Raw genomic sequence first — 21,559 nt, 5'->3', positions numbered from 1 at the left:
GGGGGCTCCGGGGAAGCTGAGCCGGTCGGCCCCGGTGACGGCCTCGCCGTCACCCCAGCTGCTCCATCGCCTCCGTGGCGATCGCCTCGAACACCCCCTGATCCGCCGCGAAATCCGTCCCCGGGATCGGCCAGTGCACGACGAGCTCGGTGAAGCCCAGCTCCCGGTGGCGGCCCGCGAAGTCGACGAAGGCGGCGACGGACTCCAGGGGGCGGGCGCGGTCCGGGGTGAAGCCGGTGAGGAGGATCTTGTCCAGTTCCGTGGCGTCGCGTCCGGCGTCGGCGCATGCCTTGCCGAGCTTGTCCAGCTGGGCCCGGAGCGCGTCGACGGACTGCTCGGGGGTGCCCGTCGCGTACAGCTTCGGGTCGCCGGTGGTCACCCATGCCTGCCCGTGGCGCGCGGCGAGCTTGAGGCCGCGCGGGCCGGTCGCGGCGACGGCGAAGGGCAGGCGGGGGCGCTGCACACAGCCGGGGATGTTCTGCGCGCCGCCCGCCGCGTAGAAGGCGCCGTCGTAGGTGACGGTGTCCTCGGTGAGCAGCCGGTCGAGGAGGGGCACGAACTCGGCGAAGCGGTCGGCCCGCTCGCGCGGCGTCCACGGCTCCCGGCCGCTGGGGGCGAGGGCGCTCGCGTCGAAGCCGGTGCCGCCCGCGCCGATGCCGAGTGTGATCCGGCCGCCGGAGATGTCGTCGAGCGAGATCAGTTCCTTGGCCAGGGTGACGGGGTGGCGGAAGTTCGGCGAGGTGACGAGCGTCCCCAGCCGCATCCGCTCCGTGACCCCCGCGGCGGCGGTCAGCGTCGGCACGGCGCCGAACCACGGCCCGTCGCGGAACGGTACGCGCCAGGACAGGTGGTCGTACGTGTACGCCGTGTGAAAGCCCAGCTCCTCCGCCCGCTGCCAGGTGGCGCGGCCTCCCTCGTGCCACCTGCGGTACGGGAGGATCACGGTGCTCAGACGCAGACTCATGCCTCTCAGCGTACGGGGGCGGCTCAGCGTACGGGGGCGGCCCACGGACGGGCCGGGACGTCCGGTCGGCTCGTATACGGGTGGCGAGGGCCCGCCGCCCCGGGGGCACGGGGGGCCTGCCGGGGCGCGTGTGGCCCGTACCGCCCCCCCCGTGTCCGTTCCGCCGCCCCCGTTGACCTGGATTTATGCCGTGTACGGCCGGGAAGAGGGAGAATCGGAAGCGAGCGGCGCAGTGAGCAGGGCCCGGCGCGCGGGAAGGCGTGTACGCCGGGATCGGCCGCTGCGCGAAGGCGCGGCGTGTGGAGGAAGTCATGGCACGGACCCGATTCGCCCCCGATCGCGGGCTGACGTCGCGGATGGTCACCACGATGTTCTTCATCGGGCTGCTGTACGTGGTGGTCGTCGGTGTGCTGGTGGTGCTGCTCAAGGGCGCCTGGGTGATCGTGCTGCTCCTGGCGGGCGGGATGTTCGTCGCGCAGTTCTGGTTCAGCGACCGGATCGCCGCGTTCAGCATGGGCGCGCGGGAGGTCACCCCGGAGCAGGCGCCCGAACTGCATGGTGCCGTCGACCGGCTGTGCGCGCTGGCGGACATGCCGAAGCCGCGGGTCGCCATCGCCGAGACGGACGTCCCGAACGCCTTCGCCACCGGGCGCAACCAGAAGAACTCCATGGTGTGCGCCACGACGGGCCTGCTGCGGCGGCTGGAGCCGGAGGAACTGGAGGGCGTGCTCGCCCATGAGCTGTCGCATGTCGCGCACCGCGATGTCGCCGTGATGACCATCGCGTCGTTCCTGGGGGTGCTGGCCGGGATCATCACCCGCGCCGCCCTGTGGAGCGGCGTCGGCCGCAGCAACCGCGACCAGAACGCCGCGATCGCCGTCCTCGTCGTCACGGCGGTCAGCGCGGTCGTCTACGCGATCAGCTTCCTGCTGACCCGGCTGCTGTCCCGGTACCGCGAGCTGTCCGCCGACCGCGCCGCGGCGATTCTCACCGGCCGCCCGTCGGCGCTGGCCTCCGCGCTGACGAAGGTCACCGGGCAGATCGCCCGGATCCCCACCGACGATCTGCGCAAGTCGCAGCCGTTCAATGCCTTCTTCTTCGCCCCGGCGTTCAACAAGGAGACCTTCAACCAGCTGCTGTCCTCGCATCCGACGCTGGAGCAGCGGCTGGAGCAACTGGGGCGGATCTCGGCGCAGCTGGGGCGCCCGTGACGGCGCGTGCGCCCCGGGGCGCACGTCCCCACGGAGCTCCGGAAGGCACGCCGTTCGTCGTGTCCGGCGGGTGTGCTCCGGGCGGGGCACGGGGCGAGCGGGGAGAATGACGCCATGGGATTTCTGGACGCGCTTCTCGGTCGCAGCAAGCCGGTACGCCCCGACCTCGATCAGCTCTTCGCGCTGCCGTCCGCGGCGGTGACGCTGGAAGCGGCGGCGGACTTCAGGCCGACCGGCCGCGGGTCGGTCTGTTTCGCCAGCGTCGAGGGCGGGGAGTTCGCCCGTATCCAGGCGGAGGTCCGCGCCCTCCTGGGAGCGCCGGTCGACTTCAGCCAGGACGCGTACGGCTACACCTGGATGCAGGCCCGGCACGATCCGCAGGACGTCGCGGGGCTGGTCAACGACCTGCACGCGGTGAACTCCGCCTTGGAGGGCGCCGGGTTCGGCCCGCAGCTGCTCTGCTCGCTGATGGGTTTCGAGGATGAGCAGGGGCGGCGGCTGGCGCTCGTCTACCTCTACAAGCGCGGCACGTTCTACCCCTTCGCGCCCGCCGCGGACGGCGCCGAGAAGCGCGACAATCCGCTGGAACTGCAGGTCAAGGCGATGCTCGGCGACGATCTGCGGATCGAGAGCGATCTCGCCCGGTGGTTCCCGGTGTGGGGAGCGCCCGGGCTCTGAGCCGCGCGGCCGACGGCCCGGCCCGGGGCGCGTCCCGGTGGCGCGCTATTCCGTGGGCGCGAGGTCGTCGCCGTTCCTGGTGCCGGTGCCGGTGCCGGTGCCGTTCCGGAGGCGGCTGCGGGCGCGGTTACCCGCCTCACGGGCCTTGACGGAGTCGATCTGCTCCGCGGCCCACCGGGCCCACTCCTCCTGCGCCGCCGTCATGCGCAGGCCGTACTCCAGGGTGAGCCGTCCGTAGACGGAGATCATGTCGTCGCCCCACTCCGTTTCTTCGTCGATCCGGCGGAGCTCGGTGTGGAGCCGGGCGGTCTCCTGCGCGCGCCCGAGGAGGAACGTACGGGCCTCCAGCGGGGTGAGGATGCCGAGGAAGAAGACCCGCAGCAGGCTGTCGTCGCGGTGCGGGCCGCTGGGCGGGACCTCGGCGAGCCAGTGCCGCAGCTCGGCCAGGCCCTCGTCGGTGATCGCGTACTCCTTGCGGCCGCGGGGGCCGTGCGCGGACACCTCGGCCAGGCCCGCGGAGGTCAACTTGCCGAGCTCGCCGTAGACCTGGCTCTGCGTGGCCGGCCAGACGTTGGCCAGCGACGCGTTGAACAGCTTCATCAGGTCGTAGCCGCTGGCCGGGGACTCGGACAGCAGGCCCAGCACGGCATGTCTCAGGCTCATGCCCGCACACTACCTCCCACATTCCACTCTTGACACGTCAGAGATTGACCTTCTACATTCGACATGTCGAAACAGAAATGTGTGCGGGCGTGGCCCGCCGACGGGGGGAGAAGTCATGCAGTACCTACGGGGATTCCTTCCCTGGCTGGCCTTCGGAGTCGTCTCCGCGGTCGGGTGGCAGTGGGGCGCGCTGGCCGGACTGGCACTCGCGGCGGCGTTCCTCCTCACCGACCGCACCACGGGCTGGGCGCCCTCCGAGCGCCTCCTCGACTACGGCACGGTCCTCTTCTTCACGGCCCTCACCACCTTCGCCTTCCTCCGGCCGGACAGCGGCCTCAAGGCGTACGCCGGGGCCCTGTCCATGGGCTGGCTGGCGCTCGTCGCCTGGGGCTCGATCGCCGCGCGCTCCCCCTTCACCCTCGCCATAGCCCGCCGCCGGGTGACGCCCGAGATCGCCGCGAGCCCGCTCTTCCTGAGGATCAACACCGTCCTCATCGCGGCCTGGGCGCTCTCCTTCACCCTCACCGCCCTCGCCCAGGCGGCACTGTCCTTCCACAGCGGGCTCCCCGGCCTCTCCGTCGCGCTGCAGATCGCCGGGTTCGTCCTCCCGGCCCGCTTCACCGCCGCCTACCCGGAGCGGGCCCGCGCCCGGTACCTCCGCGACACCGTCCTGCAACACCCGGCACAGACCCAGGGAGCCTGACGCCATGACCACCGCGCCCGCACCGCACCTGGCCGGCAACTTCGCCCCGGTGCTCGACGAACTCACCGCCCACGACCTGCCGGTCACCGGCGCCATCCCGCCCGAGCTGACCGGCTGGTATCTGCGCAACGGCCCCAACCCGCACGCCGCCGCCTCGGCACACTGGTTCCTCGGCGACGGCATGGTCCACGGCGTACGCCTGGAGGGCGGACGCGCCACCGCCTACCGCAACCGCTGGGTGCGCACCAAGACCTTCACCGACGGCGCCCGGCTCTACGACGGCCGGGGAGGGGCCGACCGTACCGCAGGTCTCGCCAACACCCACGTCGTCCGGCACGCCGGACGCACCCTGGCCCTCGTCGAGTCGTCCTTCCCCTACGTCCTGGACCACCGCCCGGGCCATGAGCTGGACACACTCGGCCCGTACGACTTCGGCGGCCGTCTCACCACCGCGATGACCGCCCACCCGAAGACCTGTCCCACCACCGGCGAGCTGCACTTCTTCGGCTATGGCGGGCTCCGGCCCCCGTACCTCACCTACCATCGCGCCGACGCCGCCGGGGAGTTGGTGCTCAGCCGCCCGATCGACGTGCCGGGCCACACGATGATGCACGACTTCCATCTCACCGACGCCCACGTCGTCTTCATGGACCTCCCCGTCGTCTTCGACCACACCACCCCCGGCATGCCCTACCGCTGGGACCCGGAGTACGGCGCCCGCCTCTGCGTCCTGCGGCGCGACGACCCCTTCGGCCCGGTCCGCCGACTGCCCATCGACCCCTGCTACGTCTTCCACGCGCTCAACGCCCACGACGACGGCGACGACCGCATCGTCCTGCACGTCTCCCGGTACGCGTCCTACGGTGGCCCAGCCCCGGCGCACCTGTGGCGATGGACCCTCGACCTGTCCTCCGGCACCGTCCGCGAGGAGCAACTCGACGACCGGGACTGCGAGTTCCCCCGGATCGACGATCGCCTCGCCGGGCGCCCCACCCGCTTCGGCCACGCCACAGCCGCCGAGGGCCCCGGCTCCGGCCCGGTACCCGGCGCGCTGCTCCGCTACGACCTGGAGACCGGAGCGTCCGAACGGTACGACTTCGGGCCCGGCCGCACCCCCGGGGAGGCCGCCTTCGCGCCCGCCGACGACACCCCCGGCGGCCCCGGCTGGCTGCTCACCTACGTCCATGACGCGGCGACGGACACCAGCGACCTCGTGATCCTCGACGCGGAGGAGATAGCCGCCGGCCCCGTCGCCACCGTCCGCCTTCCCCGGCGCGTCCCCTACGGATTCCACGGCAACTGGCTGCCGGACCCGGCCTGTTGACCGTGCGGGCGCCACGGCGCCTCCGGCTTGCTCTTTGACAACAGCACAGTGTGGCGAGGGCGCGGCCTCGGTGCCGGCCCGGGCCCACGGTCTCAGCCTCCGGTACTGCCGCGGGTCTCGCCGGAGCCGCCGGTCCCGTCGGGCCCGGGTGCCGGTGCAGCCCCGTCCGGTCCCGCGTCGTGGGGGTGGGGCAGCACCGGCGTGACCAGGGAGTCCAGGGTGCGGGCCTGCACCTCCCGCCGCGCGGCCGCCGCGATGAACGCGGCCGTGTTCTCCGGGCCGACGAGCTCCCGCACGGCCGCCACCGCGTCGGTGGGCAGCATGACCGCCACCCGGCCCGCCTCGGCACGGGGGGCCGGGGCGGGGCCGGGCACGGCGAGCGGCGCGGAACCGTCCTCGCGCGAGGGGCGCAGGAGCATGCCGCCGTACCGGCGCGGTTCGGCGGCGAACGGCTCGTGGGCGTCCGCCCCGACGCCGGGCCCGAGGGCGTCGGGGGTGCCGGTTCCGCGCGTACCGGGGGTGGCGCCCGGTGGGAGGGCACCGGCGAGGTGCCGGCGCAGATGGCGGGTGGCGAGTGTGCGCATCGCGCGGGCGAGTTCGGCGTCGATGGTCTGCCGGGCCAGCGGGCGCAGCCGCCGGATCAACGCCGCCGCCTCGGCTGCCGCGGCTTCCGTCGGCGGGTGGTCGAGGAACGGCTGGAAGACGTGCTCGGTGGTGAAGTCCAGGAAGCGGGAGGCGAAGTGCTCGACCTGCGCACGTACCTCCCGCAGATGGGTGGCGACGGCGCTGAGCGGCACGCCCGCGGAGTGCAGTTCGGCGGCGACGGCCAACTGCTGCGGGCTGGGCACCGCGTACACGTCGGTGCGACCCGGTACGGGCTCCAGTACGCCCAGTGCGACGGCCTCGGCGAGCGCCGCTTCGTCGAGCCCCGGCCCGTCCGATGTGTCACCGAACGCGTCGTGCAGCTGCTCGACGCTGATACGGGACGCTTGCTCCTCGCTCCAGGGCCCGTCGACCTCGGCAGCCAGCCCGAGTACCCCGCCGAGGTCCTGTCCGGCGTCCCAGGCTTCCAGGAGTTCCTTGATGCTGGCGAGGGTGTAGCCGCGTTCCAGCAGGTCGGTGATCTGCCGCAGTCGTGCGAGGTGGGCGTCGCCGTAGACGTTGGCGCGGCCCCGGCGCTCCGGGCGGGGCAACAGGCCGCGGTCCTGGTAGGCGCGGATGGTCCGGACGGTGGCGCCGCTGAGGCGGGCCAGGTCCTCGATGCGGTACTCCGGCTGCGGCTGGTCGGTCAAGGCGGTGCTCCTCACAGGTTGGCCGCGCCGCCTACCGCACCCGCCGCGGCGCGTACGACCGTGGCGGCGCCGACGGGGCGACGGCCGTGTAACGCCCCGTCCTGCGAGGGATGGTACGGGCGGCCCGCCCGGCCCCGCACCGCGCCGGCGGCCGGGCCAGGCTGACGAGCCCGGGTCTCGCCACGGGCCCGGCCTGCGGGGGCGCGGCAGGTGCCGACCCGGCATGCGCGGCGACGCGGTCCTGTCTGCCCCGTGCCGAGACGGGCCCTCTCCTGCCCCGTGCCGGGACGCGCCCCCTCCAGGCCCGCATCGGGACGCGCCCTCACCTGCCGCGCCACTGCCCGGCCCGCGCCGGTATGGGCCGCCGCCCGGCGCGCCGCCGTCCAACGGCCATCCGGCTCAGGCCACCCCACACGCCCGCCCCGGCTCAACGCCGTCCCGCTGGCCCGGCCTCCGCCACGAGACATCCCTGGCGCCACCAGCTACATCTTGCCCAGGCCCGTCTCACAGCGGAGGTTCGATACGGGCGACGGCCCGCAGTGCCCGCGGTGCCACCCGGGAGAGGAACCGGGCGCCGCGTGCCTCGGGGGTGACGGGGACCACCGCCTGGTTGCGGGCCACGGCACGCAGGACGGCGTCCGCGACCTTCTCCGGCGGATAGTTGCGCAGCCCGTAGGCGCGGGTGGCCCTGGTCTGGCGGGCTTTCTCCTCGTCGGCCGACACCCCGGTGAACCGCGAGGTGGTGGTGATGTTGGTGTTGACCAGCCCCGGGCAGATCGCCGAAACCCCGATGCCCTGCCCCGCCAGCTCGGCGCGCAGGCACTCGCTGAGCATCAGAACCGCCGCCTTGGACGTGCTGTACGCGGGCAGGACCCGCGACGGCTGGAACGCCGCGGCGGACGCGGTGTTGACGATGTGCCCGCCCTGGCCGCGCTCCGCCATCCGCTTCCCGAACGTCCGGCAGCCGTGGATGACGCCCCAGAGATTGACGTCCAGGACCTTTTGCCAGTCCTCCACCGACGTCTCCATGAAGGAGCCCGACAGCCCGATGCCCGCGTTGTTCACCAGCACATCGACCGTGCCGTAGGCGGCCTCGACATGGTCCGCGAGCTTCTCCATCGCCGCCGCGTCCGCGACGTCGACCACCTCGCCGTACGCCTGCGGAGCGCCGATCAGCCGGGCCATGTCCGCGGTCCGCGCGGCGCCCTCCGCGTCCCGGTCCGCCGCGATGATCCGCGCCCCGGCCTCCGCGAACGCGAACGCCGTCGCCCGGCCGATCCCGCTTGCCGCGCCGGTCACCAGCACTAGCTGCCCGCCGAACCGGTCCGCGTACGCCCCGGACGCCGCGACCTCCTTCGCCGGGTCGCCCTCTTCCTGAGCAGCAACGAACTCCGTGATCCAGGCGGCCAGCTGATCGGGGCGGGTGCGCGGTACCCAGTGCTTGGCCGGGAGCGTACGGCGGGTGAGCCGGGGGGCCCACCGGTCCAGGTCGTCGTAGAGCCGCTCGGACAGGAACACGTCACCGGTCGGCGTGATGAGCTGCACGGGGCAGTGCGCGAAGGCGTCGTCGCGGGGGTGGCTCAGCCGGGAGCGGATGTTGTCGCGGTACAGCCAGGCGCCGTGGGCCGCGTCGCGGGGCAGTGATGGCGTCGGGTAGGCGCCGCCCGGCACCTTCTCGAACCGTTCCATGAGCGCCGGCCAGCGCTTGCCGAGCGGACCCTTCCAGGCCATCTCCGGCAGGGCCGGGGTGTGCAGCAGGTAGACGTACCAGGACTTCAGGGACTGGGACAGGAGCTGCACGGCGCGGCGTGGGGTGGGGCGCGACAGCCGCCGCTTGATCCAGTGGCCGAAGTGGTCGAGGGACGGCCCGGACATCGAGGTGAACGACGCGATCCGGCCCTCGGTCCGCCGGACCGTCGCGAACTCCCAGGACTGCACCGAGCCCCAGTCGTGCCCCACCAGATGCACCGGCCGGTCCGGGCTGACGGTGTCCGCGACGGCGAGGAAGTCATCGGTCAGCTTCTCCAGCGTGAACCCGCCGCGCAGCGGCTGCGGCGCGGTCGAGCGCCCGCAGCCCCGCACGTCGTAGAGCACCACATGGAAGCGGTCGGCGAGCCGTTGCGCGACATCGGACCAGACCTCCTTGCTGTCCGGATAGCCGTGCACCAGCAGCACCGTGGGCCGCTCCGGATCGCCCAGCTCGGCGACGCACAGTTCGATGCCTCCGGTCCGCACCCACCGCTCCCGGGCCCCCGGAATCCCGGCCCCAGCCGCACCACCGCCTCCGGGGCCCGCCGCACCGGGAGCGCCATCGGCCCCGCGCCCTTCCACCGCGTCCGCCATGTCCTTGCCCTCGCCCTCTCCCTCGACTTCGTTACCGACCGGATCTGGAAGCTGCGTCACGCGGCCTTCTCCTCCCGCCACCGCCGCACATGCGGCAGATCGTCATCCAGCCAGAAGGCGCTCTCCTGCGGGTCCTTGGAGTCCGTCACGACGAGCAGTTCCTCGAACTTCGCGCCCGTGCCCCGGAAGCCGAGGTGGGGTTCGACGGCCCACAGGCCCGGCTGTGGCGGATGATCGGAGAAGGAGTACGGGCTCCACAGCGGGGACCAGCCCTCCCGGTGCCCGTGCCGCGCGTCCGACGCCAGCCCCTTCAGGGACTGCGTCCCGAAGCCGAACACCGTCGGCGCCCACCGCCGTTCCCGGACCTGGCCGACCTTGTGAGCGATGACGCCGAACGGATAGGCCCGGTGCCGGTTCGTATGCCCCTGGCGCACCATCAGGCGCTCGACGTCCTCGTAGATCTCCCGCAGCGGACGGCGCTCGCGCACCTCCCGGAGGATCAGCTCGCGGTGCGTCTCCAGGTCGGCCATCAGCCGGTTGTGCACCGGGTTGAGGCCCAGGCAGCCGGAGTAGCCGATGTCGGCGGTGAAGCCGCGGTGCACCGGAGCCATGTCGAGGATGAACGGCATCCCCGGCTCCAGCCTCCGCCTCGTCGGGAAGAACTGCAGCGGGACGCGGAACCCGGCGAACGCCGTCCGGTCCCCGAACCATGCGAAGGGCAGGTGGAACCAGTCCCGCACCCCCCGCTCGCGCAGCCACCCCCGCTGCATCCGCGCTGCCTCACGCTCGGTGACGCCCGGTTTGAGCTGCGCGGCGACGGCCTCGGCGCACGCGTAGGCGAGGCGCTGGACCTCGCGGAAGCCGCGCAGCCGCGCGCCGAGGGCCCCGGTCGCCGCCGGATTCTGCGAGGTCACTGCAGGCATCGTCAACCGTCCGTCCGTAAGCAGAGCATCGCGGTACGTGCGCGTAACTTGACACTGATGAATGTGACAATGGCTGACGTCTACGTCAAGAGGCGTGCGGGTTCCCTCACGGAACCCACCACGGGCCCCCGCCCCCTCCCGCACCGCCCCCTCCCGCACCGGGACCGCCCGCACCGGGCCCGAGACCTGGGCCCGCCCCCACCGGCCCCGCAGCCGCACCCGGCCCAAGACCCAGGCCCGCCCCACCCGGTCTCACCACCCCGAACCCCGCCCCGTCCACCTCCGCCATGCCCCCCGAGGACGGCATCCCCTAAGGGGCGTCGTCCCGAAGGGGTAGGGCTGGACCGTCGCCTGGGTTGACGATCCGTGTGGCGGGCGCCACTACCGTCGAGGCGTGACCGTCATCCTGACCGAAAGCCTCAGCAAGCGGTTCCCGCGGGTGACCGCCCTGGACCGGCTGACCGTGGACATCGCGCCCGGTGTGACCGGCCTGGTGGGCGCCAACGGGGCCGGAAAATCCACCCTGATCAAGATCCTCCTCGGCCTCGCCCCGGCCACCGAGGGCACCGCGCACGTCCTCGGCATGGACGTCACCACCCACGGCGCCGCCATCCGCGAACGCGTCGGCTACATGCCCGAACACGACTGCCTGCCCCCGGATGTCTCCGCCACCGAATTCGTCGTCCACATGGCCCGCATGTCCGGCCTGCCACCCACCGCGGCCCGTGAACGCACCGCGGACACCCTCCGCCACGTCGGCCTCTACGAGGAGCGTTACCGCCCCATCGGCGGCTACTCGACCGGCATGAAACAGCGGGTCAAACTCGCCCAGGCCCTCGTCCACGACCCGGAGCTGGTCTTCCTCGACGAGCCGACCAACGGCCTCGACCCCGTCGGCCGGGACGACATGCTCGCCCTGATCCGCCGCGTCCACACCGACTTCGGCATCTCCGTCCTGGTGACCTCCCACCTCCTCGGCGAACTGGAACGCACCTGCGACCACGTCGTCGTCATCGACGGCGGGACGCTGCTGCGCTCCTCCGCCACCGACGAGTTCACCCGGGCCACCACCTCCCTCGTCGTCGAGGTCACCGACACCGACGAGCACCCCGACGGCACCGCGGCCCTCCACACGGCCCTCGCCGCCGCCGGAGCCACCGTCACCCGCGACGTCCCCGGCGCCGCCCCGGCCACCCCCGCCGGCCACCTCCTCCACATCGAGGCCACCGGCGCGCCCAGTGGTGCGGACCCCCACGACCTCGTCCGCGACACGGTCGCCGCCCTCGGCCTCGGCCTCGTCCGCATGGAACCTCGCCGCCACCACATCGCCGAGGTCTTCCGCACCCCCGCCACCGGAGCCCCTGCGGACACCGAGGCCACCCCCGGAACCGCGGCCACCACCGAAGCCAAGGCCACCACCAGTACCGCAACCCCGACCGGCACCCGCCCCGAACCCGTAACCCCCGCCCCGAAGGGAGGCGCCCCCGATGCCCGCTGACCGCACCTCAACGGCCCCCGCCGCCACACCCGGCGACCACCGCCCCGGCCCCGACGCCCCCTACGGGCCACACGCCCCCGACGTCATCCACAACATCGGCTACCGCCACTACGACGGCCCCCGCCTCGGCCGCGGCTACGCCCGCAGATCACTCTTCGTCCAGAGCCTGCGCGGCGCCTACGGACTCGGCCGCTCCGCCAAATCCAAGGTGCTGCCGATGCTCCTCCTCGGCGTCATGTGCCTGCCCGCCGGAATCATGGTCGCGGTCACCGTCGTCACCAAGGCCCACAGCCTCCCCCTCGACTACAGCCGCTACGCGATCTACCTCCAGGCCGTCATCGGCCTCTACCTCGCCGCCCAGGCACCCCAGTCCGTCTCCCGCGACCTGCGCTTCCGGTCCGTACCGCTCTACTTCTCCCGCCCCATCGAGCGCGTCGACTACGTCACCGCGAAATTCGCCGCCCTCGCCGCCGCCCTCTTCCTCCTCACCGCCACCCCGCTGGTGATCCTCTACGCCGGGGCCCTCCTCGCGAAGCTGGACGTCGCCGACCAGACCAAGGGCCTCGCCCAGGGCCTGCTCACCGTCGCCCTCCTCTCCCTCCTCTTCGCCGGAATCGGCCTGGTCATCGCCGCCGTCACGCCACGCCGCGGCTTCGGTGTCGCCGCCGTCATCGCCACCCTCACCCTCCCCTACGGGGCCGTCAGCGCCCTCCAGGGCATCGCCTACGTCCAGGGCCACGAATCCGCCGTCGGCTGGCTCGGCCTCTTCTCCCCGATCACCCTGATCGACGGCGTCCAGGCCACCTTCCTCGGCGGCACCACCTCCTTCCCCCAGGACCTCGCCCCCACCACCGCCGCGGGCGGCCTCTACCTCCTCGTCACCCTGGCCACCGTCGCCGCCTCGTTCGCCCTGCTCATGCGCCGCTACCGCAAGGCCGGCCTGTGACCCACGCCGTACGCCACGCCCACACCGTCACCCGCACCGACGAGGAGCCGCGCCCATGAGCACCCTCCGCATCGACCACGTCTCCCGCTGGTTCGGCAACGTCGTCGCCGTCAACGACATCACCATGACCATCGCCCCCGGCGTCACCGGTCTCCTCGGCCCCAACGGCGCCGGAAAATCCACCCTCATCAACATGATGGGCGGCTTCCTCGCCCCCTCCCACGGCACCGTCACCCTCGACGGCGACCCCGTCTGGCGCAACGCACGCAGCTACCGCCACCTCGGCATCGTCCCCGAACGCGAAGCCATGTACGACGTCCTCACAGGCCGCGAATTCGTCCTCGCCAACGCCGAACTCCACGGCCTCGGCCGCGCCCAGGCCGCCGCCGCCCTCGCCACCGTCGACATGACGTACGCCCAGGACCGCAAGATCTCCACCTACAGCAAGGGCATGCGCCAACGCGTCAAAATGGCCTCCGCACTCGTCCATGACCCGTCGGTCCTCCTGCTCGACGAACCGTTCAACGGCATGGACCCCCGCCAGCGCATGCACCTCATGGAACTCCTGCGCCACATGGGCGACGAGGGCCGCACCGTCCTCTTCTCCTCCCACATCCTCGAAGAGGTCGAACAACTCGCCACCCACATCGAGGTCGTCGTCGCCGGACGCCACGCCGCCTCCGGCGACTTCCGCAAGATCCGCCGCCTGATGACGGACCGCCCGCACCGCTACCTCGTCCGCTCCGACGACGACCGCGCCCTCGCCGCCGCCCTCATCGCCGACCCCTCCACCGCGGGCATCCAGGTCGACCACACCGAAGGCGCCCTCCACATCCAGGCCGTCGACTTCACCCGCTTCACCACCCTCCTGCCCCGCGTCGCCCACGACCGGGGCATCCGCCTCCTGACGGTCACCCCCTCCGACGAATCCCTGGAATCCGTCTTCTCCTACCTCGTCACGGCCTGACCTGGGCCGACGCGGCCGGCGCCCGTCCCGCGCCCGCCTCGGCCCCAGGAACCGCCGCCCGCCGCCCGCTCCGCACCCGCACGGTGCACGGCGTACGGGAGCCCCGCTCACCACCCCCGCCCGACGCCGCCCGCCCCGGAAGGAACCCGCACATGTCCACCACCAGCCCACCCACCCCCGCGGCGGCCCCGCCCCCCGCGCTCTTCCACCCCACCGTCGCCCGCCTCACCTACCGCACCCTCCTCGGCAGTCGACGCGCCCTGATCCTCTTCGCCCTGCCCGCCCTCCTCCTCGTCATCGCCGTCGCCGTCCGCGCCCTCGCCGGCGCCGACGACACCACCGCCAAGGAAATCCTCGGCGGCTTCGCCCTCGCCACCCTCGTCCCTCTGATCGGCGTCATCGCCGGAACCGGCGCCATCGGCCCGGAGATCGACGACGGCTCCGTCGTCTACCTCCTCGCCAAACCCGTCCGCCGCAGCACCATCGTCCTCACCAAACTCACCGTCGCCACCGGCGTCACCCTCGTTTTCTCCGCCGTCCCCGTCCTCGTCGCCGGATTCATCCTCAACGGCAACAGTCAGCAGATCGCCGTCGCCTACGCCGTCGCCGCGGCCATCGCCTCCGTCGCCTACGCCGCCGTCTTCCTGCTCCTCGGCACCATCACCCGCCACGCCGTCGTCATCGGCCTGGTCTACGCCCTCGTCTGGGAATCCCTCTTCGGCAACCTCGTCCCCGGCGCCCGCACCCTCAGCATCCAGCAGTGGGCCCTCGCCCTCGGCGGCCGCCTCGCCCCCGACTCCACCATCACCTCCGACGTCGCCCTCCCCACCGCCGCCGTCCTCCTCATCGCCGTCACCGCCGCCGCCACCTGGTACGCCACCCGCCGCCTCCGCGCCCTCACCCTCGCCGGGGAGGAGTGATCGCCGTACGGCCGGGCGGGACCGGGGCGCCGTCCCGTCGTACGGGCCGGGCCCCCGCCAATCGTTGAGCCGGAGCCGGAGCCGGAGCCGGAGCCGGAGCCGGAGCCGGAGCCGGAGCCGGAGCCGGAGCCGGAGCCGGAGCCGGAGCCGGAGCCGGAGCGGCGCGCATGAACCCGGAGCCGGAGCCGCGCACGAACCCGGACCCGCAGCCCGAACCACAGCCGGAGCCACGGTGCGGGGCACCACGCAGGGCCTCCGCACGGGAGGCGCCCTCCCACCCCTACGGGCCCTCCGTAAGGTGACCGGGTGACACCCCCGACGCCTCCCGGGCCCACCACGGCACCGGCCGCCACCCCACTGATCACCACCGAAACCCTGCCCCACCCCTGCCCCGCCGGCCCCGGCACACCCGCCACTCTCCCGGCTCTCCTCTGGCGGGCCGGACCGGGCTGGCGCATGATCTCCAGCGCCGTCCTCGGCGGAGGCATCGGCGAACGCCACTGGTTCCTCAACGCCCAGGTACCCCACGGCTACACCCGCCACGACCCCCACCACCACCTCACCGACATAGCCGCCCTCGCCCTCCGCCGGCCTCCCGCACCCCCCACTCCCGCTACCACCACGGCTCCTGGCGATGCGCCCGCACCAGGCACCTACCCTCCGCCCACTCCTTCCACGGGAACGGGCTACCCGGACATTTCCCCTACGGGAACGGGCGGCTCGGGCATTCCCCCTTCGGGCGCAGGCCCCGTAGAGGCTCCCCGTACGGGCGCAGGCACAACGGAAGCGCTCCTCGCGATCCCGAGCCCAACGGAGCCTCCCCTCACGGACGCCATCACCCCGACGGGCCCGGACGCGGCCCCCGCCCCTACGGGCCCAGGCACGAACCCCGTCGCCGGCTTCCCCGCGCCCCAACTCCCACCCGGCGTAGGGCTGATGACCGCCGCCGACATCCTCGCCACCGCCACCCACACCACGGACGAGGGCGTCGAAGCCCTGGTCACCGCCGGTGTCGGCGTCTCCGGCTGGGCAGCCGTCCCGCCCCCGCACGCCGCGCACCACCCCGGCCCCGGCACGATCAACATCCTCGTCGCGCTGCCCGTGGCCCTCACCGACGCCGCCCTCGTCAACGCCGTCGCCACCGCCACCGAAGCAAAGGTCCAGGCACTCCGCGACAACGGCTACGACGCCTCCGGCACCCCGACCGACGCCGTCTGCATAGCCGCCCGCATCCCCAGGCCCGGCGCCCCCGCCGAACATTTCGCCGGTCCCCGCTCCCTCTGGGGCGCCCGCCTCGCCCGCGCCGTCCACCGCGCCACCCACGAAGCCGTCGCCCGCGACGCCCACCTCCGCGCCACCCCGCCGGACCCGTGCCCCTGACAGTTAGCCGCTTCGCACCCGTACGGGACACGCACCCGCACCCCTCCCCGTAAGGGACGCCCCCAACGCACCCCGCCCGCAAGCGAACCCGCCACCGCCCGCGCCCCCCGAACACCAAGCGGGGCGGCGCCCCCGGCCACCGCCCCGCTCCCACTACGCCCCCGCTAGACCTCGGAAACCCCAATCCGCCGATCCCGCCCAGCACCCATCCCCAGCAGTGCCAGCCCCGCACACACCACCAGCATCAGCACCAGCGGCACACTCCAGCCACCGGTCACCTGATGCACCGCGCCCAGCGCCAACGGGCCGACCGCCGCCAGCAGATACCCGCCGGTCTGCGCCATCCCCGACACCCGGGCCGCCGTATGCGCATCACCGGAACGCAGCACCATCATCGTCAGCGCCAGCCCCAGCGCACCGCCCTGACCGAGCCCCAGCAGCACCGCCCACAGCCACGCCCCCGCGACCGGCGCCACCATCAGCCCCACGACGCCGCACGCCATCAGCGTCGACACCGTCACGCCCAGCAGCCGCTGCCGACGCATCCGCCCCGCCAGCATCGGCACCACGAACGAACCCGCCATCTGCACCAACGTGCTGAACGCGAAGACCAGCCCCGCCTCGCCCTTCCCCATGCCGTGATCCGTGAAGATCGTCGGCATCCACGCGATCGTCACGTACGCGATCAGCGACTGCGATCCCATGAACAGCGTCACCTGCCACGCCAGCACCGACCGGCTCAACCGCGGCCCGTCCTCGACGCCGTGCGCAGCACGCGCGGCCGCCTCCCCGTGGTGCGTACCCCTACGGGACATCACTGCCTGCGGCACCCAGGCCAGCGCCGCCACCCCCGCCAGCAACGCCCACGACGCCAGCGATCCCTGCCAGCTGCCGAGCGCCTCCTCCAACGGCACCGCGGTCGCCGCCGACACCGTCGCACCCAGGACCATCGCCGTCGTGTAGAGCCCCGTCATCCCGGCGGCCTTCTCCGGGAAATCCCGCTTGATCAGGCCGGGCATCAACACGTTGAGCAGGGCTATCGCCGTCCCCACCACCGCGCACCCGGCGAACAGCGCCACGATCGGCGGCGCGACCCGCAGCACGATGCCCCCACACAGCAGCACCAGCGCCCCGCACAGCACCGTCTCCGTACCCCACCGACGCGCCAGCTTCGGCGCGACGATCGAACCGAGCCCCATGAACACCAGCGGAATCGCCGTCACCAGACTGCTCGCCGTCGCCGCCAGCCCGAAGTGGCCGCCGATCTCACCGAGCAGCGGCGACACCCCCGCCAGCGCCGCCCGCATGTTCAACGACGCCAGCACGATCCCGGCCAGCAACAACGCCGGATGTGCCCGCAACCGCCGCCGCGCCACGACGACCTGCGGCGCCGCCGCCAGATCCTCCTCGGCATCGATCAAGGGGGCCTCGGACAACGGGGCCTCGGACAACGGGGCCTCGGATCTGATCCCGGACATGCGTACACACCTCACCCATCGGAACTCGAAGAAAAGGAAGAAAAGGAGGGCTGGAGAAGGGAGCTGAGGAACGGAAAGGCACGGGCGGCTGGGCGCCAACGAACGGAGTGCGGCAAGCGGAGTGCGGCAAGCGGAGTACGGCAAACGGATCACGGCGAACGGCACGACGAGGGCCCTACGGAGGCGGACACCAGCGGGGACGAAGCGGCCTCAGGTGAACGTGGCGCCCGGAAGGCAGCGCCACGTGGCCGACAGCCCGGCAGCCCGACGCTGATCAACGTTCCCGGACCGCTCCCACCAGACCGGCACCGGGGAATACCACCTCACAGCCGGGGAACGACCGGCCCCGCCCCCCCAGCCGCCGCTCGTCACCGCCCGTCGAGCAGCGTCTCCAGAGCACGCTTCGGCTTGTCCAGCAGCGTCCGGGTCGCCCGCTCCGCCGCCTCCGGGTGACCGGAGGCGATGGCCTCCATGACCGCGTGGTGATCGCCGTGCACGATCTTCGGAATCGCGTGGTCGTCCAACGCGGTGACCAGCGCCTCCCGCACGGAACTGCTGAACCAGCCGTACGTCGCCGTCAACGCGGTGTTGTGCGCCGCCTCGACCACGGCCCGGTGGAACGCGATGTCGTGATCCGCGTACAGCTCCAGGTTGCCGTGCGCGGGCTGCCCGTCCTCGTCCTCCAGGTGGGCCTGCGCATCGAGCGCCGCCCGCATCCGCTCCAGGTCGGCGGGCTGATGACGGACCGCCGCCAGCCGGGCGGCCTCCGCCTCCAGCGCGATCCGTACCTCCAGCACGTCCCGGATTCCGGCCCGCTGCACCCCACGCATGATCGCGCCCGGGTCGGCGGCGGACACCACGAACGTCCCCTCACCCTGCCGGGAACGCAGCATCCCGGCATGCACCAGGACCCGCACCGCCTCCCGCACGGTGTTACGCCCCACCTCAAGCTGCTCGGCAAGCGCGTGCTCGGTGGGAATCCGCTCCCCGACCTTCCACTCACCGGCGACGAGCTGGGCCCGCAACGCCTCGACGACCGTGTCCACCAACGATCGCCGCCCCGCCGCCTGCAGCGCCATCCGCCCTCACGCATCCTTCCTGCCCGGTTGCCCAGTCATCCTACAACTCGTACGTTCACCGTACACGGAATGTTCGTGGGGTATGGATGCGGGGCCGCTCGGGGGCGGGCTGGGCGCGACGAAAGCGACCGGGCACTCCGCGGGCACTTCGAGGGCACTCCGAGGCGATCGAGGAGCAGGCAGCAGGCAGCAGGCAGCAGGCGGCAGGGGGCGGGAGGGGGTAGGGGTGCCGGGCAGGGAGGCGACGCTACCTGTGCCGGATGCTCAGGGCGCCTCACGGGCCCGGAGTGCGGACCCACTCACCCCGAGTCGGTGTCACCCTCGACACCCCGCATCACTCTCTGTAATAATAACGCTCGGTAATTGGAACGATGCGATCCCCGCACTCGTTCACGGAGAGTAATCGAAGCCGCGACGGACCATCCACCCCGGGGCAGACGGACCATCCACCCCAGGGCAGGTGCCCCGACCCGCCAGGGGCAGGCGCCCCGGCTCCTGGCGGAGGCACCGCGCTACAACGCCCCGTACAGCCGCTCCAGCACCACCGCGATCCCGTCGTCCTCGTTCGACGCGGTGACCTCGTCGGCCACGGCCTTGAGTTCCGGGTGGGCGTTGGCCATGGCGACGCCGTGGGCGGCCCAGGCGAACATGGTGAGGTCGTTGGGCATGTCGCCGAAGGCGATGGTGGAGTCGGCCTTGGCGCCCAAGCGGCGGGCCGCCAGGGAGAGGCCGGTGACCTTGGTCAGGCCGAGGGGGAGGAGTTCGACGATGCCAGGTCCGGAGACCGTCACGCCGACGAGGTCACCGGCGGTCGCGCGGGCGACCTGCGCCAGCGCGTCGTCGTCCAGCGTCGGGTGCTGGAGGTAGACCTTGTTGACCGGGGCGGTCCACAGCTCGGCGTGGTCCTCGATCGGGAGGGCCGGGAGCGGGCCCTCCTTGTAGCGGTAGCCGGGGCCGACCAGCACTTCGCCCTCGATGCCGTCGCGGCTGGCGGCCAGCCGCAGCGAGCCGGCCTCCGTCTCGATCTTGGCGATGGCGAGACCGGCGAGCTGGCGGTCGAGGGTCACGGAGGTCAGCAGGCGCCGCTCGCCCGCGTGGTAGACCTGCGCCCCCTGCCCGCAGACGGCGATGCCCCGGTAGTCGAGCCCTTCCAGTATGTGGCGGGTCCAGGGCACCGCGCGGCCGGTCACCACGATGTGGGCGGCGCCGGCCGCGGTGGCCGTGGCGAGGGCCGCGCGGGTGCGGTCGGAGATCGTTCCGTCTTCCCGCAGCAGCGTCCCGTCGAGGTCCGTCGCGATGAGCTGGTAGGGCAGGGCGGGCGCGGGGGCCGGTCCGGAGGCGGTCACTTGGAGGTGGGCTCCAGGGTCTCGCGGCCGCCCAGGTACGGGCGGAGCATCGCCGGGACGTGCACGGAGCCGTCGGCCTGCTGGTGGTTCTCGAAGATCGCGACGATGGTGCGGGGGACGGCGCAGAGCGTGCCGTTGAGCGTCGCGAGCGGCTGGACCTTCGGCTTGCCGTCGACGGTTTCGCGCATCCGGACGGAGAGCCGGCGGGCCTGGAACTCGTTGCAGTTCGAGGCGGAGGTCAGCTCGCGGTACTTGCCCTGAGTAGGGATCCATGCCTCGCAGTCGAACTTGCGCGAGGCGGAGGCGCCGAGGTCACCGGTGGCGACGTCGATGACCTGGAACGGCAGCTCCAGGCCGGTCAGCCACTGCTTCTCCCAGTCGAGGAGGCGCCGGTGCTCGTTCTCCGCGTCGTCCGGTGTGACGTACGAGAACATCTCGACCTTGTCGAACTGGTGGACGCGGAAGATGCCGCGGGTGTCCTTGCCGTAGGTGCCGGCCTCGCGGCGGAAGCAGGGGGAGAAGCCTGCGTAGCGCAGCGGGAGCTGGTTCGCTTCGAGGATCTCGTCCATGTGGTACGCGGCGAGGGGGACCTCGGAGGTGCCGACCAGGTAGTAGTCGTCCCTCTCCAGGTGGTAGACGTTCTCGGCGGCCTGGCCGAGGAAGCCGGTGCCCTCCATGGCGCGGGGGCGGACCAGCGCGGGGGTGAGCATCGGGGTGAATCCGGCGGCGGTGGCCTGGGCGATGGCGGCGTTGACCAGGGCCAGTTCCAGCAGGGCGCCGATGCCGGTGAGGTAGTAGAAGCGCGAGCCGGAGACCTTGGCGCCGCGTTCGACGTCGATGGCGCCGAGGAGTTCGCCGATCTCCAGGTGGTCCTTGGGCTCGAAGCCCTCGGTGGCGAAGTCGCGGATGGTGCCGTGGGTCTCCAGGACGGTGAAGTCCTCCTCGCCGCCGACGGGGACGTCGGGGTGGACGAGGTTGCCGAGCTGGCGGAGGAGGGTCTGGGCCTCTTCCTTGGCTTCGTCCTGCGCGGCGTCGGCGGCCTTGACGGCCGCGGAGAGTTCGCCGGCCTTCTTCAGCAGGACGGCCTTCTCGTCGCCGGTGGCCTTGGGGATCAGCTTGCCGAGCGCCTTCTGTTCGGCGCGCAGTTCGTCGAAGCGGACGCTGGACGACCTGCGCCGCTCGTCGGCGGAGAGAAGCGCGTCGACGAGTGCGACGTCCTCTCCACGGGCGCGCTGGGAGGCGCGCACACGGTCGGGGTCCTCACGGAGCAGGCGAAGGTCAATCACCCTCTCAGGCTACCGGGGCGGGCGGCGGGGCTCGACGCGATATTCCCGCGCATGTCGCAATGTCTGCTTTGGGCTGTTTATTTCGCGGGGAGGGGTGGCCGTGCGGAGCCTTTGGGAGGGGCGATGGGGCGGGAATGGTGGAGGGAATTCGGGCGGCATTCCGGCCGGGGAGGGCGGGGTGTCGTGTATGTCGCGTGGTGGCAGTTTTCCGGGGGTGGTGCAGAGGTCCCCGGGGTGGCGTCCGTCGGGTGATGTGCGTCGTGGGGTGGTGATTTCCGGGTCCGGGTTGTGGGGAAAAGCTGAGTTGTCCACAGGCATGGGGGGTGTGGGCACTCTTATCCACAGGCTGTGTGTGAGATCTGTGGAACTCGGAACTTCACCCTCCGGGCGATGAATCACCTGCGGCGGATGGGGCTTCCAAACCTTCTTCACGCACTCTTTCGTGTGGTGTTACCTAGCCCTAAAGGGCTGATCACGGAAAAAGGGGTGACGCGGCGCGGGTCGCGACGATGTGGGGCGGCGTGGTGGGGTCTGGGATCGGTAGAGTGATTTGTCGAT

General features: G+C 72.4%; 17 protein-coding genes and 2 pseudogenes. 10 read left to right on the top strand and 9 right to left on the bottom strand.

Going from position 1 to position 21,559, the window contains the following annotated elements:
• Positions 1-49: 49 nt before the first annotated feature.
• Positions 50-964, bottom strand: a complete 915-nt coding sequence (locus ACFWWQ_RS07700) for an LLM class flavin-dependent oxidoreductase (RefSeq protein ID WP_384591774.1) — start codon at positions 962-964, stop codon at positions 50-52.
• 311 nt (positions 965-1,275) lie between these two features.
• Here ACFWWQ_RS07700 and htpX point away from each other — a divergent pair, with 311 nt between their 5' ends.
• On the top strand, positions 1,276-2,175 hold the full coding sequence (gene htpX / locus ACFWWQ_RS07695; RefSeq protein WP_384591771.1) for a zinc metalloprotease HtpX: 900 nt from the start codon (positions 1,276-1,278) through the stop codon (positions 2,173-2,175).
• Between the two features lie 114 nt (positions 2,176-2,289).
• Positions 2,290-2,853, top strand: a complete 564-nt coding sequence (locus ACFWWQ_RS07690) for a hypothetical protein (RefSeq protein WP_384591768.1) — start codon at positions 2,290-2,292, stop codon at positions 2,851-2,853.
• Positions 2,854-2,898: 45 nt separating this feature from the next.
• On the opposite strand, the gene ACFWWQ_RS07685 is transcribed toward ACFWWQ_RS07690, so the two are convergent.
• Positions 2,899-3,516 carry a PadR family transcriptional regulator gene (locus tag ACFWWQ_RS07685; RefSeq protein ID WP_384591765.1) on the bottom strand — a complete coding sequence of 206 codons (618 nt, stop codon included), beginning with the start codon at positions 3,514-3,516 and terminating at the stop codon, positions 2,899-2,901.
• 115 nt (positions 3,517-3,631) lie between these two features.
• Here ACFWWQ_RS07685 and ACFWWQ_RS07680 point away from each other — a divergent pair, with 115 nt between their 5' ends.
• Together ACFWWQ_RS07680 and ACFWWQ_RS07675 are read left to right on the top strand one after the other, a co-directional pair.
• Complete coding sequence (locus tag ACFWWQ_RS07680; protein ID WP_384591761.1) at positions 3,632-4,219, top strand: hypothetical protein; 588 nt, start codon at positions 3,632-3,634, stop codon at positions 4,217-4,219.
• A gap of 4 nt (positions 4,220-4,223) precedes the next feature.
• Positions 4,224-5,543: a carotenoid oxygenase family protein gene (locus ACFWWQ_RS07675; RefSeq protein WP_384591759.1), complete on the top strand. Its 1,320-nt coding sequence runs from the start codon at positions 4,224-4,226 to the stop codon at positions 5,541-5,543.
• Between the two features lie 92 nt (positions 5,544-5,635).
• Here the strand turns inward: ACFWWQ_RS07675 and ACFWWQ_RS07670 are convergent, their stop codons facing one another.
• The 3 genes from ACFWWQ_RS07670 to ACFWWQ_RS07660 form a co-directional block, all read right to left on the bottom strand.
• Positions 5,636-6,835, bottom strand: coding sequence for a MerR family transcriptional regulator (locus tag ACFWWQ_RS07670; RefSeq protein ID WP_384591756.1), 1,200 nt, complete (start codon positions 6,833-6,835; stop codon positions 5,636-5,638).
• Between the two features lie 504 nt (positions 6,836-7,339).
• Positions 7,340-9,178, bottom strand: coding sequence for an SDR family oxidoreductase (locus ACFWWQ_RS07665; protein ID WP_384592203.1), 1,839 nt, complete (start codon positions 9,176-9,178; stop codon positions 7,340-7,342).
• Between the two features lie 56 nt (positions 9,179-9,234).
• Complete coding sequence (locus tag ACFWWQ_RS07660; RefSeq protein ID WP_384591753.1) at positions 9,235-10,101, bottom strand: M24 family metallopeptidase; 867 nt, start codon at positions 10,099-10,101, stop codon at positions 9,235-9,237.
• 394 nt (positions 10,102-10,495) lie between these two features.
• Here ACFWWQ_RS07660 and ACFWWQ_RS07655 point away from each other — a divergent pair, with 394 nt between their 5' ends.
• The 6 genes and pseudogenes from ACFWWQ_RS07655 to ACFWWQ_RS07630 all read left to right on the top strand — a co-directional run.
• On the top strand, positions 10,496-11,599 hold the full coding sequence (locus ACFWWQ_RS07655; protein ID WP_384591750.1) for an ABC transporter ATP-binding protein: 1,104 nt from the start codon (positions 10,496-10,498) through the stop codon (positions 11,597-11,599).
• Positions 11,589-12,545, top strand: coding sequence for an ABC transporter permease subunit (locus tag ACFWWQ_RS07650; protein ID WP_384591748.1), 957 nt, complete (start codon positions 11,589-11,591; stop codon positions 12,543-12,545). The genes ACFWWQ_RS07655 and ACFWWQ_RS07650 overlap by 11 nt, the downstream gene beginning before the upstream one ends.
• Positions 12,546-12,600: 55 nt before the next feature.
• Complete coding sequence (locus tag ACFWWQ_RS07645; RefSeq protein ID WP_384591745.1) at positions 12,601-13,512, top strand: ABC transporter ATP-binding protein; 912 nt, start codon at positions 12,601-12,603, stop codon at positions 13,510-13,512.
• A gap of 152 nt (positions 13,513-13,664) precedes the next feature.
• Positions 13,665-14,432, top strand: coding sequence for an ABC transporter permease (locus tag ACFWWQ_RS07640; protein ID WP_384591742.1), 768 nt, complete (start codon positions 13,665-13,667; stop codon positions 14,430-14,432).
• 456 nt (positions 14,433-14,888) lie between these two features.
• Positions 14,889-15,008: pseudogene (locus ACFWWQ_RS07635) on the top strand (adenosylcobinamide amidohydrolase); the annotation flags it as partial.
• A gap of 345 nt (positions 15,009-15,353) precedes the next feature.
• Positions 15,354-15,812: pseudogene (locus ACFWWQ_RS07630) on the top strand (adenosylcobinamide amidohydrolase); the annotation flags it as partial.
• Between the two features lie 164 nt (positions 15,813-15,976).
• On the opposite strand, the gene ACFWWQ_RS07625 reads toward ACFWWQ_RS07630, so the two are convergent.
• From ACFWWQ_RS07625 to serS, 4 genes are all read right to left on the bottom strand, one after another.
• Positions 15,977-17,290, bottom strand: coding sequence for a CynX/NimT family MFS transporter (locus ACFWWQ_RS07625; RefSeq protein ID WP_384591739.1), 1,314 nt, complete (start codon positions 17,288-17,290; stop codon positions 15,977-15,979).
• Positions 17,291-17,658: 368 nt separating this feature from the next.
• The gene (locus ACFWWQ_RS07620) at positions 17,659-18,369 is read right to left on the bottom strand and encodes a FadR/GntR family transcriptional regulator (protein ID WP_384591737.1); all 711 of its coding nucleotides are present in this window, start codon (positions 18,367-18,369) and stop codon (positions 17,659-17,661) included.
• A 512-nt stretch (positions 18,370-18,881) separates the two neighbouring features.
• Positions 18,882-19,715, bottom strand: a complete 834-nt coding sequence (locus ACFWWQ_RS07615) for an HAD family hydrolase (RefSeq protein ID WP_384591734.1) — start codon at positions 19,713-19,715, stop codon at positions 18,882-18,884.
• Positions 19,712-21,001 (bottom strand): serine--tRNA ligase, encoded by a 1,290-nt coding sequence (gene serS / locus ACFWWQ_RS07610; protein ID WP_384591731.1) that lies wholly within the window; start codon positions 20,999-21,001, stop codon positions 19,712-19,714. The genes ACFWWQ_RS07615 and serS overlap by 4 nt, the downstream gene beginning before the upstream one ends.
• Positions 21,002-21,559 lie beyond the last annotated feature (558 nt).

It is taken from the genome of Streptomyces sp. NPDC059080 (genome assembly GCF_042739975.1).
Lineage (GTDB): Bacteria > Actinomycetota > Actinomycetes > Streptomycetales > Streptomycetaceae > Streptomyces > Streptomyces benahoarensis.
This window is presented reverse-complemented; position numbering and strand designations above follow the sequence as displayed.